This window comes from Corynebacterium sp., assembly GCF_012838985.1.
In the GTDB taxonomy this organism is placed as follows: domain Bacteria; phylum Actinomycetota; class Actinomycetes; order Mycobacteriales; family Mycobacteriaceae; genus Corynebacterium.
In genome coordinates this window covers 1-13,352 of record NZ_DUOE01000029.1, presented here as the reverse complement: position 1 = coordinate 13,352, position 13,352 = coordinate 1, and the positions used below count along the sequence as shown (strand labels likewise).

Here is a 13,352-nt window from a genome sequence, read left to right as displayed (position 1 = left end):
TCAGCGTAGGCGCTGCACCACAAGTGGGCGGCGTTTCCCGGCGAGCAGCGTGAGGGCGGGCAGGAGCAGCGCGGCGCCGAGTGCCGTGAGCCAGCCCGGCGGACCCAGCAGCAGCCCACCGCCCACGCCGAGCAGTCCCCGGACCCACAGTGGTGCGAGGGTGGAGCCGAACCGGCCGCTCAACGCCACCGCCAGGGCGATGACACCCACCGCACCGGTGACCACCGCCGCCGCCACCTGGGCCGGCTCCCCCTGTGCGACGAGCGCCGGGTTGAGCACGAAACCGAAGGGCAGCAGGTACTTCACCGCGCCGAGACGGGTGGCCTCCAGGGCGGTGTCCAGCGGCCGGGCCCCCGAGATCCCCGCCGCCGCGAAGGCCGCCAGGGCGACCGGCGGAGTGAGGTAGGAGACCGACGCCCAGTAGATGACGAACAGGTGCGCCGCCAACGGGTCGACCCCGAGGGTGAGCAGACCGGGCACCAGCACGATGGCCAGCAGGACGTAGGCCGCGGAGACCGTCAGGCCCATGCCCAGGACGAAGCACGTCGCCGCGCCGGCCAGCAGCATGAGCAGGAGGTTGTCCCCGACGAGGGCGACCATGTCGCGGGCCAGGGAGAGTGCCACACCCGTGGCGGACAGTCCGCCGAGGATGAGACCCACACCGGCCATGATGCCGATGATCTGCCCCACGGTGTGGCCCACCCGGAGGAGGAGGCGGGGGAGGTCGAGGGGGCGTCGGAAAGCGGAGTGGAGCAGGAGCGCCGCGGCGACGAGGAAGGGGATGCGGCCCTCCGGGAGATCGGTGAACAGCAGCGCGGTGAGCAGGCCGAGGGCTGCGAGGAAGGCCCGGCCGGAGACGAGGACGGAACGCAGACGGGGCAGATCCGCCCGCTCCCGGCCGCGCATCCCGTGGGCGGCGGCGAGGCCGTCGATGTGCACGAACAGACCGAGGAAGAAGAGCACGGCCGGGATGACCGCCGCCAGGAGGACCTCCCGGTAGGACACCCCGGCGAAGCTGGCCATGAGGAACGCGGCGGTGCCCATGACCGGCGGGGTGATCGTGCCGCCGGTGGAGGCGACGGCCTCCACGGCGCCGGCGGTGCGGCGGGAGAAACCCTCGCGGATCATCGCCGGGATGGTGACCGGTCCGGTGGTGAGGACGTTGGACACCGCCGAACCCGACACCATGCCCAACGACGCGGAGGACGCGACCGCCACCTTCGCGGACCCGCCCCGGAACCGGCCCAGCAACGCCCACGACAGGTCCCGGAAGAAGTCGGTGCCCCCGGTGTGGGTGAGCACCGCTCCGAAGCAGAGGAAACCGACGAGCAGCGCCCCGGTGGTCTGCAGGGGCATGCCGACGATGGACTCGGCACCCATCGCGTGGACCTGCGCGAGCGTGAACAGGTCGTAGTCGATGCCGCGCAGCACCTCCACGGGCACCACGCCGGCGACCAGCGGGTAGAGGGAGAACACGGCGGCCGTCACGGTCACGGCGGTGCCGGCCGCCCGGCGCAGCACCTCGAGCACCAGCCCCCAGTAGAGCAACGCGGCGGCGGTGGCCTGGGGCGGGGCGATGAAGTCCCAGCCGTATTCGGCGATCTCCACCGCGTGCCACGCGAAGTACCCTGCGCATGCCACGAGTGCGGCCACGGCGAGGGCGTCGAACCACGCGACGGGGTTCGCCCTCCGTCCCGGCGCGCGCGTGATGAGCACGACCGGCGCGAACAGCCCGATGAGCAGGTGGAGGAAACTCGCCGGGTACAGCGGCGACCCGCCCCACACCGGGGCGAAGAGCTGGTGGACGGTGAGCAGCAGGCCGGTGGCGGTCAGTACGAGGACGGCCAGCGACCACAGGGGCGTCAGGCGGGTGGGGTGGGTGGTCACTCAGGTCTCCAGGGTCGGGCGGGCGGGGAGGTGGTCGTTCTTCCAGTCCCGCCACTGCGCGGGCGGGCGGCCGGAGTCACGGAAGGTGGACCACGCCTCCCGGAGCCGGGTCTCCCGTTCCAGGAGCGCCTCCTGCTGTGCGGCGTGGGCGGGGCTCCAGCGGCCGTGCTGCGCGAGTATCCCGATGACGCCCTCGTGGAAGGGCACCACGAGCGGCGAGGTGAGCACCTGTGCGACCTCGAAACGGTGGGCGTCGGGGGTGGCGTGCCGGTAGTGCGGGTGGTGGCGGTGGATGTCCCCGACCAGGGCGGCGACCTCCTCCGTGGGCCGCGACGCGAGCGTGACCAGCGGCACCGTGTAGGTCATCACGGTCACCGGGGTGGTGATCCCGGCGCCTGCGGTCGCCAGCCCGGGGGAGACCATGGGCACCAGCTCACGCCACCGCTTGTCGACACCCCCGTCACCCCCTCCCAGGTCCAGCCACCGCACGTTGTGGCGTGCGGCGAACTCCTCGACGGCGGCGCCGACGAGGTTGTGGAAGGCGGCGTCGAGAAGCCCGGAGCGCAGGGCCTCGAGCTGATCGCCGTAGGAGATGCGGACGGTGGTCACGTCGGGGAGCGTGAGTCCGCCGTGCGCGAGGGCGGCGGCGAGTTTCCGGTTCATCGACGTGGAGCCGACGAGGTCGGGGACCCGCCTGCCGCGCAGGTCGGCGGTCGTGCGGATGCCGCTGTCGGCGCGGACGAGCACGCCGTAGAAACCCGGCGGGCTCCACACCTGGCGGACCGGCTGCGGGCCCCACCCGGCGGCGGCGAACTCGTCGTCCGCCTCGAAGGCGTGGAGGTACTCGTCGCCGACGCGCGCGTAGTGGGCCGTCCCGTTGATGAGCGGCGCGAGCCGGCCGATGGCCGTCCCGGAGGTCATGAGCCGCACCGGACGTCCTGTATTCCCGGTGAGGGTGCCGGCCAGCGCGGCGACGTCGTTGTAGGAGCCGGTACCCACCGGGAAGGTCGAACACACCAGCTGCGGGCGCGCCGGGGTGGCGCAGGCGCCCAGCAGTCCGGCGGCCCCGAGCGCGGAGGCCGCGAGGAAGCGACGCCGCGAGATCACCCGGCCCCCAGCTCAGCGAGGGCGGCACGCAGCCGGTCGATGTCGCTGTCCGTGTGCGTCGCCTGCGCACACAGCCGGAGGATGGCCGCGCCCCGCGGCACCGTGGGATGCCGGATCGCCGGGACATGGAACCCCGCCTCCCGCAGCGCCGCGGACAGGGCCACGGCGCGACGCTCGTCGCCGACCGGCACGGGGATGATCGGCGCAGGCCCGGCACCCAGCTTCCCGACGACCCCCTGCAACCGCCCCGCCAGCTCCGGGGACTCCCGCAGCACAGCCAGCGCCGCCCGCACCCCCGCGACCGTCACCGGGGAAGGCGCGGTGGAGAACACGAAACTGCGGGCCCGCTGCCGCAGCCACCCGCCGACCTCGGCGGAACAGGCCACCACGCCGCCCTCCCCGCCGAGCGCCTTGCTGGCGGTGACGACGAGCAGCTCCGGACCCTCGCCCGGCGCGATCCCCGCGTGCTCCACCACGCCCCGCCCGGTGGCGCCCAGGGTGCCGGTCCCGTGGGCGTCGTCGACCATCACCCACGCCCCGTGCCGACGCGCCACCCCCAGCAACCCCGGCAGATCCACGACCTCACCGCTCATGGAGAAGACCCCGTCGCTGACCACCAGCGCATGCGGCGTCTCCCGCGCGGCCAGCAGCTCCTCCAGGGCGGCGAGATCCCCGTGCGGGTAGACGACGACGCGGGACCGGGCCAGCCGGGTGCCGTCGATGATGCTGGCGTGGTTGTCGGCGTCCGAGAAGATCGTCACGTCCGGGGTGCCCAGCAGCTGGAGCGTCGACAGATTCGCCTGGTAGCCGGTGGCGAAGAACACCGCGTCCGGGTAGCCCAGGAAGTCCGCGAACTCCGCCTCCAGCAGCTCATGGGCGCGCCGGGTACCCGTGGTCAGGCGGGAGCCGGTGGACCCGACCCCTTCAGCGTGGGCGGCCTCCGCCACGGCCGCGAGCACCCGCGGATGCCGGGCCAGCCCGAGGTAGTCGGAGGAGGCGAACATGGTCAGCTCCGACGGGGGAGGGGCGATGGTGCGCTCCAGGCCGGCGGCGGCCCACTCCTGGCGGCGGGCCGCGATGACCCCGTCAAGCGCGCTCATGGATCACCGTCGGGGTCTCGGAGAGGTAGCGGGCGGTCTCGTCGACGGCCTCCGCGGGGCCGTCGTAGATGAACACCCGGCCACCGCGCGGGTCACCCGGTTCCTTCATCGCCGGGATACGCACGTAGCCGAGCTCCGCGGAGGCGACGTACCCGGTGGTGTAGTCGGGGTCGTCGGAGATGCAGGCCTCCCCGCGGATGAAGGGGTGGGAGGCGACCTTGGTGGCCAGGGCCAGCGCCTCGCTGGCGTGCTGCTTCCGCGTCTCGGTGGGGTGGTGGGCCCAGTCGAGGCTGCTCACGCGGACGACGGGGCCGAGGGGGCGTCCGTGGACGTCGACGAGCAGGGCGCCGGGGAGGTCGACGACGTCGAGCAACGCCGCGAGGACGCCGGGGGAGAGCAGACGCGCGACCTCCGCGTGAGCCTGCGCAGGCGTGGTGGTCGGGAGGACGGTGACGGGCAGCGCGGTGAGGTGCGAGAGCTGCGCCGGGTCGACGGCCCGGACGGTGAGGTGGATGTCGTCCGGCACGCCCCGTGGGTGTTCCAGGGCCCGGGACACGAGGGCGCGGGCGAGATCGGGGGCGGCGGAGGGCTCGCTGAGGCGCTCGGCCCCGGAGATGTGTCGTCCGGCGCGGGTGGCCCGCATTCTGATGTTCAGCACGGAAGGAGACGCTAGCAGAACTCTTGAACACTGTTCAGGAGTTTGACCCAGGTCCCTGACACGCGCCGGAAACGGAGCAACTACACTGTCCCCCATGACTGCCGCGATTCATGATCTGATGGACTTCGACGAGGTACTGGAGAAGTTCGACCCCGTCATGGGCCTTGAGGTCCACGTCGAGCTGGCCACGGAGACCAAGATGTTCTCCACCAGCTCCGCCCACTTCGGCGCCGAGCCGAACTCCAACGTCGACCCCGTCTCCCTCGGCCTGCCCGGCGCGCTGCCGGTCGTCAACGCCAAGGGCGTGGAGTGGGCCATTAAGATCGGCCTGGCCCTCAACTGCCAGATCGCCGAGTCCTCCCGCTTCGCGCGCAAGAACTACTTCTACCCGGACCAGCCGAAGGGCTACCAGATCTCCCAGTACGACGAGCCCATCGCCTACGACGGCTGGCTCGACGTCGTGCTCGACGACGGCACCGAGTGGCGCGTCGACATCGAGCGCGCCCACATGGAGGAGGACACCGGCAAGCTGACCCACCTCGGTGGCGTCGCCGGCCGCATCCACGGCGCGACCGCCTCCCTCGTCGACTGCAACCGTGCCGGCGTGCCGCTCATCGAGATCGTCACCAAGCCGATCATCGGCGCCGGTGCCCGCGCCCCGGAGATCGCCCGCGCCTACGTCACCGCCCTGCGTGAGCTGGTCAAGGCCATCGGCGTCTCCGACGCCCGCATGGACCAGGGCTCCATGCGCGTCGACTCCAACGTCTCCCTCCGCCCGATCGGCCAGGAGGAGTTCGGCACCCGCACCGAGACCAAGAACATCAACTCCCTCAAGTCCGTCGAGCAGGCCGTCCGCTACGAGATGATGCGCCAGGCCGCCGCCATCGAGAACGGCGAGGAGATCGTCCAGGAGACCCGCCACTACCAGGAGCTCGACGGCTCCACCCGCAAGGGCCGCCCGAAGGAGTCCGCCGAGGACTACCGCTACTTCAACGACCCGGACCTCCCGCCCGTCCTCGCCCCGAAGGAGTGGGTCGAGGAGATCCGCGCCACCCTGCCGGAGCTCCCGTGGGTCCGCCGCGCCCGCCTCCAGGAGGAGTGGGGCATCTCCGAGGCCGAGATGCGCGACCTGGTCAACGCCGGTGCGCTCGAGCTGATCCTCGCCACCGTCGACGCCGGCACCACCGCCGACGAGGCCCGCGCCTGGTGGGTCAACTACCTCTCCGCCGCCGCCCGCGAGCAGGACATCGAGCTCGAGGCCCTGGCCATCACCCCGGAGCAGGTCGCCGAGGTCGTCGGCCTGGTCAAGGAGGGCAAGCTCACCACCAAGCTCGCCCGTCAGGCCGTCGACGGCGTCCTCGCCGGTGAGGGCACCGTCTCCGAGGTCATCGCCGCCCGCGGCCTGGAGGTCGTGCGTGACGACGGCGCCATCGAGGCCGCCGTCGACGAGGCGCTGGCCGCCAACCCGGATATCGTCGAGAAGTACCGCGCCGGCAACACCAAGGTCACCGGCGCCATCGTCGGCGCCGTGATGAAGGCGACCCGCGGCAAGGCCGATCCGGCCCAGGTGAACAAGCTCATCGCGGAGAAGCTGGCGTAGCTGTTTTTCTGGTGAAGGCGTGCAGGCCGACGGCCTGCAGGCCTTTCCCGTGCGCCGTGCCCGCGTGTTCGCCCCTGAACTGGTGGCCCGTCATGTCGGATAAGACAACGGGGCGTTTTTTCCGACACGCAACACGTCATATCAATCCCGTGAGCTGCGCATATGAAAATACGGGCCTTCGTCAAATGTCACATCTGACGAAGGCCCGTATTTTCCGTTCCGGTGCGGTCCGGCAGAGCGGAGGACCGGAAGATCTCCAGCCGGGGGGCCGGGCACCGCCGTTGAGGGGTGGACGGCGATGAAACGGGGACACGGGGACCTCCTCGTCCTAGGCTCAAGGGAGCACGGGCTTTCATCGCCCTCGGCGGGGAGGCCGTCCCGACCAAAGGAACGTCTCGAGGCTGTCAGATGTCTTCTCCCCATGGTTCCTCCGTCCGCGGCGCCACCACGCCGTGGCTGATCCTGGTCGTCGCCGTCACCATCATCCTCACGGCGGGCATCCACCTGCTGCTGAGAGCGGGCGTGTTCACGCCCCTTGTCCGCGCCACCGACGGGCTCATTCACCGGTCGTTGTTGGGGAACGCGATACTGCTTCTCGTCGTCGTCGGCGGGTTGATCTTCTGGTTGGGTGGGTTGCGCCCCCGGCAGGTCGGGCTGGTCCCCGGAAAACTACCGGTCGCTGTGGCGGTCACCTTCGGGATGTGGCTGCTGATGCAGGCCATCCAGCTGGTCTCCGCCCTCCTGTCCGACGGCACCTTCCAAGTGTCCCCGGCCTGGTCGGGCGGCGGTGCCACCGTCCTCGTCGGCATGCTCCTTGCCCAGCTGTTCGGCACCGCCCTCGTGGAGGAGATCATTTTCCGGGGTTACCTGCTGACTCAGGTGCGGGAGAAGCTGCACCGCAGATGGCTCGGGTCAGCCCGCCGGGCGCTCATCCCCGCGCTGTTGATCTCGCAGTTCTCGTTCGCCGTCTTCCACCTGCCCGGCCACATCGCCAGCGGCCTTGGTCCGGTCGACATTGTGATTGATCTGGTGCGTTTGACCCTGCTCGGAACTCTGTTCGCGTTGCTCTACCTGCGGACCGGGAACCTCTTCATCGGCATCGGAATCCATTCGCTCTCCAACAACCCCACCGCGCTGTTCGTCCCGGACCCGAACCAGGATTCGCTCCTCGCACTCGCCTTCGGAGCCCTCATCATCATCTTCTGGCCGCGGCGTCGGGAACGGGAGTCAGAGACTACGGCGCGGAGCTCAGCGGCCGGGTCACGGATCCAATAGCACCGCCGGCGGCGGGGACGGGGCACAATGGTCCCCATGAGTTCCTATGTTCCCGCATCTGACCGTTACGCCTCCATGCCCTACCGCCGGGTGGGCCGGTCCGGCCTGAAACTGCCCGCCATTTCCCTGGGCCTGTGGCACAACTTCGGCGACGACAAGCCGCTGGAGACCCAGCGCGCGATCCTGCGCCGGGCTTTCGACCGCGGTGTCACCCACTTCGACCTGGCCAACAACTACGGCCCGCCGGCCGGTTCCGCCGAGGTCAACTTCGGGCGCCTCCTGGCCGAGGACTTCAAGCCCTACCGCGACGAGATCATCATCTCCTCCAAGGCCGGCTGGGACATGTGGGAGGGACCCTACGGTTTCGGCGGCTCCCGCAAGTACCTCATGGCCTCGCTCGACCAGTCGCTGCAGCGCATGGGCGTGGACTACGTGGACATCTTCTACCACCACCGCCCGGACCCGGACACCCCGCTCGAGGAGACCATGTACGCGCTGCGTGACATCGTCGCGTCCGGCAAGGCCCTCTACGTCGGCATCTCCTCCTACGGCCCGGAGCTGACGAGCGAGGCCGCGGAGTTCATGGCGGAGGAGGGCTGCCCGCTCATCATCAGCCAGCCGAGCTACTCCATCGTCAACCGCTGGGTGGAGGAGCCGGGCGAGGACGGCGACTCCCAGCTCGCCGCCGCCGCCGACTCCGGCCTGGGTACCATCGCCTTCTCGCCGCTGGCGCAGGGCCTGCTGACCAACCGCTACCTGTCCGGCGTGCCCGAGGATTCCCGGGCGGCGGCCGCGAAGTCGCTGTCCGGCGACATGCTCAGCCCCGAGAACCTGGAGATGATCTCCCGCCTCAACGACATCGCCCAGGAGCGCGGTCAGACCCTGGCGCAGATGGCGATCGCCTGGGTGCTGCGCGAGCAGGGTAAGTACGGAGTGGAGACGGTCACCTCCGCCCTCATCGGAGCCTCCTCGGTGGCACAGCTCGACGAGAACCTGGACACGCTCCACAACCTCGAGTTCTCCGAGGCGGAGCTCAAGGCCATCGACGACGTCGCCCGCGACGCCGGCATCAACATCTGGGCGGCGGCGACCGCCTCCCGCCGCCACGCGGATTAGGGGCAGGCTCCAGTAGGACACGCCCTGTCTCAACCTGTCGGATCTGTTGTCCGGGCCTTCTCCGCGACCTGCGGAAACGTGGATCCCGAAAAACAGATCCGACAGGTTGAGACAGACCGTCACATGAGCACGAGCTTGAGGGCGAGTCCGACCATGATGACGCCGATGCCGGTGTTGAGCCAGCGCCACACGGACGGGCGGGAGAGGGGGCGGCGCAGCAGCGCGGCCCCGTAGCCGACGGTGGGGAACCAGATGATCGCGGCGAGGAAGACCCCGAGGGCGAAGAGCCAGCGGCCGTCCTCGCCGTACTGGTTGGCGATACCGCCGACCATCACCACGACATCGACGTAGGCCAGCGGGTTGAACCAGGTCAGGGCGAGCGTCGTGCCGACGGCCCCGAGCCACACCGGGCGACGGGCGGGGCGCGTGCGGCGTTGCACGGCCACGGCCGGGCGGGTCCGGGTGAGCACGGCGCTGCCGCTGCTGCCTTCCTCCGCAGGGGTCTCCGGTCGGGTCTCCGCGACGGTGATCGCGCCCGGGTGGGCGGCGTCGCGGAAGTTCTGCCACGCGAACCACAGCAGGTAGGCCGCGCCGCCCCAGCGCAGGACCTCGAGCAGCAGGGGAGCGGTGTCGACGAGCACGCCGACGCCGGCCGTGCCCGCGCCGATGAGCAGGATGTCCGAGACGATGCACGTGAGGACGACAGCGGTGACGTGTTCGCGCTTGATCCCTGACTTGAGCAGGAAGATGTTCTGCGGCCCGACCGCGATGATGAGGGACAGCCCCAGGACGAGGCCCGCCAGGATGATGGACATGGACTCATTCTCCGTCGCACCCGAAATGAAGTCCAGTTAAATAATCTGAAGTTGGTTAAGATCCACTACATGAACCCGCTGCACCTGGCGTCCCTGCTGGCCATCGTCGACGAGGGCAGTTTCGAGGCCGCCGCCGACAGTCTCGGCGTCACCCCCTCCGCCGTCAGTCAGCGCATCAAGGCGCTGGAGAAGGACGTCGGCCGCGTGCTCGTCCGCCGTACCAGTCCTGCCACGGCCACCGAGGCCGGCGAGATCCTCGTCCAGGCCGCCCGCCGCATGCGCCTGCTCCAGGCGGAGACCGACGCCCGCCTGCAGGGCCGGCTAGGCCGGGTGCCGCTGTCGGTGGCCATCAACGCGGATTCCCTGGCGACGTGGTTCACGCCGGTGTTCGCGGATGTCGCCACGTTCGGCGAGGCCACGCTGCGCCTGCGCATCGAGGATGAGACCCGCACGCTGTCCCTCCTGCGCCGCGGTGACGTCCTCGGCGCGGTCACCCGCGAGTCCCGCCCGGTCTCCGGGTGCGAGACCGTCGGGCTCGGCCGGATGCGCTACCGGGCGGTCGCCACGCCGGAGCTCGCGGAGCGTCATCCGGGGCCCGACTGGTCCCGCATGCCGACCCTGCGGTGGGGCCCCTCCGATGAGCTGCAGGCCCGTGACCTCGAGGAACGGCTGGCCGGAACGCAGCAGCGCCCCCGTATGTCGGACATTCCGTCCACGGAGGCGCTGGTGTCGGCCACGCTGGCGGGCATGGGCTGGGGGTTGATGTCGGAGCTGCAGGCGGAGCCGTTCCTGCGGCGCGGTGATCTCGTGCTTCTCGACGACCGCGTGGTCTCCGTCGCCCTCTACTGGCAGCGGTGGCGGCTGGAGTCGGAGCTGCTGGAGAGGCTCACCGACTCCGTCCTGGCCGCCGCCCGGCAACTCCCGGCGGTCTAGCCGAAGAGCTCGGTCTGGAAGGGCTCGGGGTTCTTGACCTCCTCGCCCGCCGGCACCGGGCCCGGCAGGGTCACTCCGTCGGCGAAGGGCTGGCCGCCGAGGGCCTCGCGGCCGTGCGGGGTGGCCAGTCCGGCCAGGTCGGGGCCCTGGGGCACGATCTGGGTCGGGTTGACCTCCTTGTGCACGATGAAATAGTGGTCCTTGATCTCCTGGAAGTCGGTGGTGTCGCCGAAGCCGGGGAGCTGGAAGAGCTCGCGGAGGTAGCCCCACAGGGCGGGCATCTCGGAGATCTTGTTCCGGGAGGTCTTGAAGTGGGAGTAGTAGACGGCGTCGTGACGCACGAGGGTGACGAACAGGAAGATGTCCGCGAAGGTGATGTGGTCGCCGACGAGGTAGCGGCGCGTCGTCAGTCGCTCCTCGAGCCAGTCCATGGCGGCCCAGAAGCGCTCGTAGGCCTCGTTGTGGGCCTCCTGGGAGGAGGCGAAGCCGCTGCGGTAGACGCCGTTGTTGACCTCGGTGTAGATGCGTCGGGCGATCTCGTCGATCTCCGCGCGGTGCTCGACCGGGTAGAGGTCCGGGGCACCCTCGCGGTGGAACTGCGTCCACTCGGTCTGGAAGTCAAGGACGATCGAGGGGTAGTCGTTGGACACGACCTTCTTCGACTCGACCTCGACGACGGCCGGCACGGTGATGCCGCGCGGGTAGTCGGGGAAGCGGTTGAAGTAGGCCTCCTGGAGGCGCTGGAGGCCGGTGGCCGGGTCCTTCCCGTCGGGGTCGAGGTCGAAGGTCCAGGAGCGGACGTCGTGGGTGGGGCCGGCCAGGCCGAGGGAGATGACGTCCTCGAGGCCGAGCAGTCGGCGGGTGATCACGGAGCGGTGCGCCCAGGGGCACGCGCGGGCGGCCATGAGCCGGTAACGGCCCGCCTCGACGGGCCAGTGCACCGTGCCGTCGTCCTGGTCGACGGTGGTGCCGGTGGGTGTGTCGGCGGTGATCCGGTCCTCGATGTACGTGGCATCGCGGACGAATTCGCCGTTGGTGGATGCGTTCTGCGGGTCGCCTGCCCAGTCCTTAGTTGCTGCCATGTCAACAACCATAGCGTTCGAACTTGTTTCCGTCAATGTCCGGTCCGGCTGCTAGATTGAACCGTTAATGAAACGCATTTCCGCACTCCTCGGTCTCCTCATCGTCGCCGTCATCGGTACGGCGGTGGTCGTCGACCCGCCCCTCAGCCCGTCGGCACCCTCCTCCTTCCCCTCGTCCTCCTCCCAGTCGGATGCGATCCCGGCGAAAGCCCGCGCACTGGCGCAGCTGGAGACCCTCGAGGTCAAGGGACGTGCTCCCATGACCGGCTACGACCGGAAGAACTACGGCCCCGCCTGGAGCGACAACGTGACCGTCGAGGGCGGCCGCAACGGCTGCGACACCCGCAACGACATCCTCCGTCGGGACCTCACGGACATCACCATCCGCCCCGGCACCCACGACTGCCTCGTGGAGTCCGGCACACTGCTGGACCCCTACACCGGCACCACCATCAACTTCGTGCGCGGCCCGCGCAGCGGTGAGGTCCACATCGACCACATCGTCGCCCTGGCCGACTCCTGGCAGAAGGGCGCCCAGTCGTGGGACGACGACACCCGCCGGGACTTCGCCAACGACCCGCGCAACCTCATCGCCGTCGGCGCCTCCCCCAACCAGCAGAAGGGAGCGAGTGACGCCGCGACCTGGCTGCCGCCGAACAAGGCCCACCGCTGCGACTACGCCATCAGCATCGTCGACGTGAAGGCCACCTACGGCCTGTGGGTGACCGCCGCCGAGAAGGACGCCCTGCACCGCGAACTCCTGCAGTGCCCGTGACCGTATTGTTGGTCTTTTGCGGCGCGGCTCGCGTGTTCATGCCCACCACGGACCCCTGATCTGCCTTACGCTGGCATTATGACCGACAAGAATCAGACCCCCGACCGAGCTGGCTCGTACGACGCCGACGGCCTCGACGTGCCCACCTACCACAAGGACACTCACGCCGCGGGGCCGGCTCCCCGCGCCTCGGGGGCAGGTTCGACGCCTCTGAGCGGACAGGACACGGGTGCTGACGCGACGTCAGCGACGACCCAGTTCCCGCAGTCCTCCGGCGGACTCTTCAGCCGCCCCGGTCGCGCCGCCCCGCAGGAGATCAAGCCGGCTGCGGCAAACCCGGCCACCCCGGCCACCCCACCGGTGCAGCCGACCTACGCCGAGCAGGACTACGCTGCCCCGACCGGCACCCATGAGACCGTCGACTACGGCAGCCCGGCTGCACCGCCGGCCGTCGCCCCGGTCGCCGCGGAACCTGTGGCCGTGCCCGCCGACTACGCTGAGCCGGTCGCCGTGGAGGAGGTGGCCCTCCCGGACCACCGACGCGGCACCATCGACTTCGGACTGCTCCTCATCCGTCTCCTGCTGAGCGGATGGCTCATCCTCGAGGCGGTGGGCACCTTCTTCCGCCTCGGCGGCAACCCGGGACTCACGGGCCTGGAGGCCGACTACGCCGGCTACCTGGCCCCAGCCGGACTGGCGATCATCATCCCGTCGCTGCAGCTGTCGGCCGGTGTGTTCCTGCTCCTCGGCCTCATCACGCCGCTGTTCGCGATGGTGGCGACCATCGCCACCTCCTTCACCGCACTGCACGCGCTGACCACCTCCGGCGCGGGCCCCAACATCTTCGCGTGGCCGGAGACGGTGTGGCTGTCGATCGTGCTGCTGGGCATCTCCCTGGCGCTGCAGTTCACGGGCCCGGGCTTCCTCTCCCTGGACTACGGCCGCAGCTGGGCCCGCCGCCCGCTGGTGAGCTCCTGGATCTTCGTGCTGCTGGCCGTCGCCGG

General features: G+C 70.3%; 12 protein-coding genes. 6 read left to right on the top strand and 6 right to left on the bottom strand.

Going from position 1 to position 13,352, the window contains the following annotated elements; translation table 11 throughout:
* From GXZ33_RS01220 to GXZ33_RS01205, 4 genes are read right to left on the bottom strand one after another with little or no spacing between them, the layout of a single operon-like run.
* Positions 1–1,887 (bottom strand): TRAP transporter fused permease subunit, encoded by a 1,887-nt coding sequence (locus GXZ33_RS01220; RefSeq protein ID WP_291339044.1) that lies wholly within the window; start codon positions 1,885–1,887, stop codon positions 1–3.
* Entirely contained in the window at positions 1,888–2,994 is a 1,107-nt protein-coding gene (locus GXZ33_RS01215; RefSeq protein ID WP_291339043.1) for a TAXI family TRAP transporter solute-binding subunit, read from the bottom strand.
* A complete protein-coding gene (locus GXZ33_RS01210; RefSeq protein WP_291339042.1) occupies positions 2,991–4,094 on the bottom strand; it encodes an 8-amino-7-oxononanoate synthase in 1,104 nt (367 codons plus the stop codon). Before GXZ33_RS01210 ends, GXZ33_RS01215 begins: the two co-directional genes overlap by 4 nt.
* Positions 4,081–4,752: a 6-carboxyhexanoate--CoA ligase gene (locus GXZ33_RS01205; RefSeq protein ID WP_291339041.1), complete on the bottom strand. Its 672-nt coding sequence runs from the start codon at positions 4,750–4,752 to the stop codon at positions 4,081–4,083. The genes GXZ33_RS01210 and GXZ33_RS01205 overlap by 14 nt, the downstream gene beginning before the upstream one ends.
* 94 nt (positions 4,753–4,846) lie before the next feature.
* Between GXZ33_RS01205 and gatB the strand changes: the two genes are divergently transcribed.
* The 3 genes from gatB to mgrA all read left to right on the top strand — a co-directional run bounded on the left by gatB (position 4,847) and on the right by mgrA (position 8,743).
* A complete protein-coding gene (gene gatB / locus GXZ33_RS01200; RefSeq protein ID WP_291339040.1) occupies positions 4,847–6,352 on the top strand; it encodes an Asp-tRNA(Asn)/Glu-tRNA(Gln) amidotransferase subunit GatB in 1,506 nt (501 codons plus the stop codon).
* 408 nt (positions 6,353–6,760) lie between these two features.
* On the top strand, positions 6,761–7,627 hold the full coding sequence (locus tag GXZ33_RS01195) for a type II CAAX endopeptidase family protein (protein WP_291339039.1): 867 nt from the start codon (positions 6,761–6,763) through the stop codon (positions 7,625–7,627).
* Positions 7,628–7,654: 27 nt separating this feature from the next.
* A complete protein-coding gene (mgrA, locus tag GXZ33_RS01190; protein WP_291339038.1) occupies positions 7,655–8,743 on the top strand; it encodes an L-glyceraldehyde 3-phosphate reductase in 1,089 nt (362 codons plus the stop codon).
* 119 nt (positions 8,744–8,862) lie between these two features.
* On the opposite strand, the gene GXZ33_RS01185 is transcribed toward mgrA, so the two are convergent.
* The gene (locus GXZ33_RS01185) at positions 8,863–9,558 is read right to left on the bottom strand and encodes a LysE/ArgO family amino acid transporter (RefSeq protein ID WP_291339037.1); all 696 of its coding nucleotides are present in this window, start codon (positions 9,556–9,558) and stop codon (positions 8,863–8,865) included.
* Positions 9,559–9,627: 69 nt separating this feature from the next.
* Between GXZ33_RS01185 and GXZ33_RS01180 the strand changes: the two genes are divergently transcribed.
* Positions 9,628–10,491 (top strand): LysR family transcriptional regulator ArgP, encoded by an 864-nt coding sequence (locus GXZ33_RS01180; protein WP_291339036.1) that lies wholly within the window; start codon positions 9,628–9,630, stop codon positions 10,489–10,491.
* Here GXZ33_RS01180 and GXZ33_RS01175 read toward each other — a convergent pair.
* Positions 10,488–11,573 (bottom strand): glutathione S-transferase C-terminal domain-containing protein, encoded by a 1,086-nt coding sequence (locus GXZ33_RS01175; RefSeq protein WP_291339035.1) that lies wholly within the window; start codon positions 11,571–11,573, stop codon positions 10,488–10,490. The two genes, GXZ33_RS01180 and GXZ33_RS01175, sit on opposite strands and share 4 nt — an antisense overlap.
* A gap of 67 nt (positions 11,574–11,640) precedes the next feature.
* Here GXZ33_RS01175 and GXZ33_RS01170 point away from each other — a divergent pair, with 67 nt between their 5' ends.
* Both GXZ33_RS01170 and GXZ33_RS01165 read left to right on the top strand, forming a co-directional pair.
* Positions 11,641–12,348, top strand: coding sequence for an HNH endonuclease family protein (locus tag GXZ33_RS01170; RefSeq protein WP_291339034.1), 708 nt, complete (start codon positions 11,641–11,643; stop codon positions 12,346–12,348).
* 78 nt (positions 12,349–12,426) lie between these two features.
* Positions 12,427–13,352: DoxX family protein (locus GXZ33_RS01165; RefSeq protein ID WP_291339033.1), on the top strand; the 926-nt coding region annotated here is incomplete at its 3' end.

Bases quoted from the DNA above. Each gene is read 5' to 3' on its own strand.
- mgrA (WP_291339038.1), top strand. From the start codon at position 7,655: ATGGTCCCCATGAGTTCCTATGTTCCCGCATCTGACCGTTACGCCTCC.
- gatB (WP_291339040.1), top strand. From the start codon at position 4,847: ATGACTGCCGCGATTCATGATCTGATGGACTTCGACGAGGTACTGGAG.
- GXZ33_RS01170 (WP_291339034.1), top strand. From the start codon at position 11,641: ATGAAACGCATTTCCGCACTCCTCGGTCTCCTCATCGTCGCCGTCATC.
- GXZ33_RS01195 (WP_291339039.1), top strand. From the start codon at position 6,761: ATGTCTTCTCCCCATGGTTCCTCCGTCCGCGGCGCCACCACGCCGTGG.
- GXZ33_RS01180 (WP_291339036.1), top strand. From the start codon at position 9,628: ATGAACCCGCTGCACCTGGCGTCCCTGCTGGCCATCGTCGACGAGGGC.
- GXZ33_RS01185 (WP_291339037.1), bottom strand. From the start codon at position 9,558: ATGTCCATCATCCTGGCGGGCCTCGTCCTGGGGCTGTCCCTCATCATC.
- GXZ33_RS01210 (WP_291339042.1), bottom strand. From the start codon at position 4,094: ATGAGCGCGCTTGACGGGGTCATCGCGGCCCGCCGCCAGGAGTGGGCC.
- GXZ33_RS01175 (WP_291339035.1), bottom strand. From the start codon at position 11,573: ATGGCAGCAACTAAGGACTGGGCAGGCGACCCGCAGAACGCATCCACC.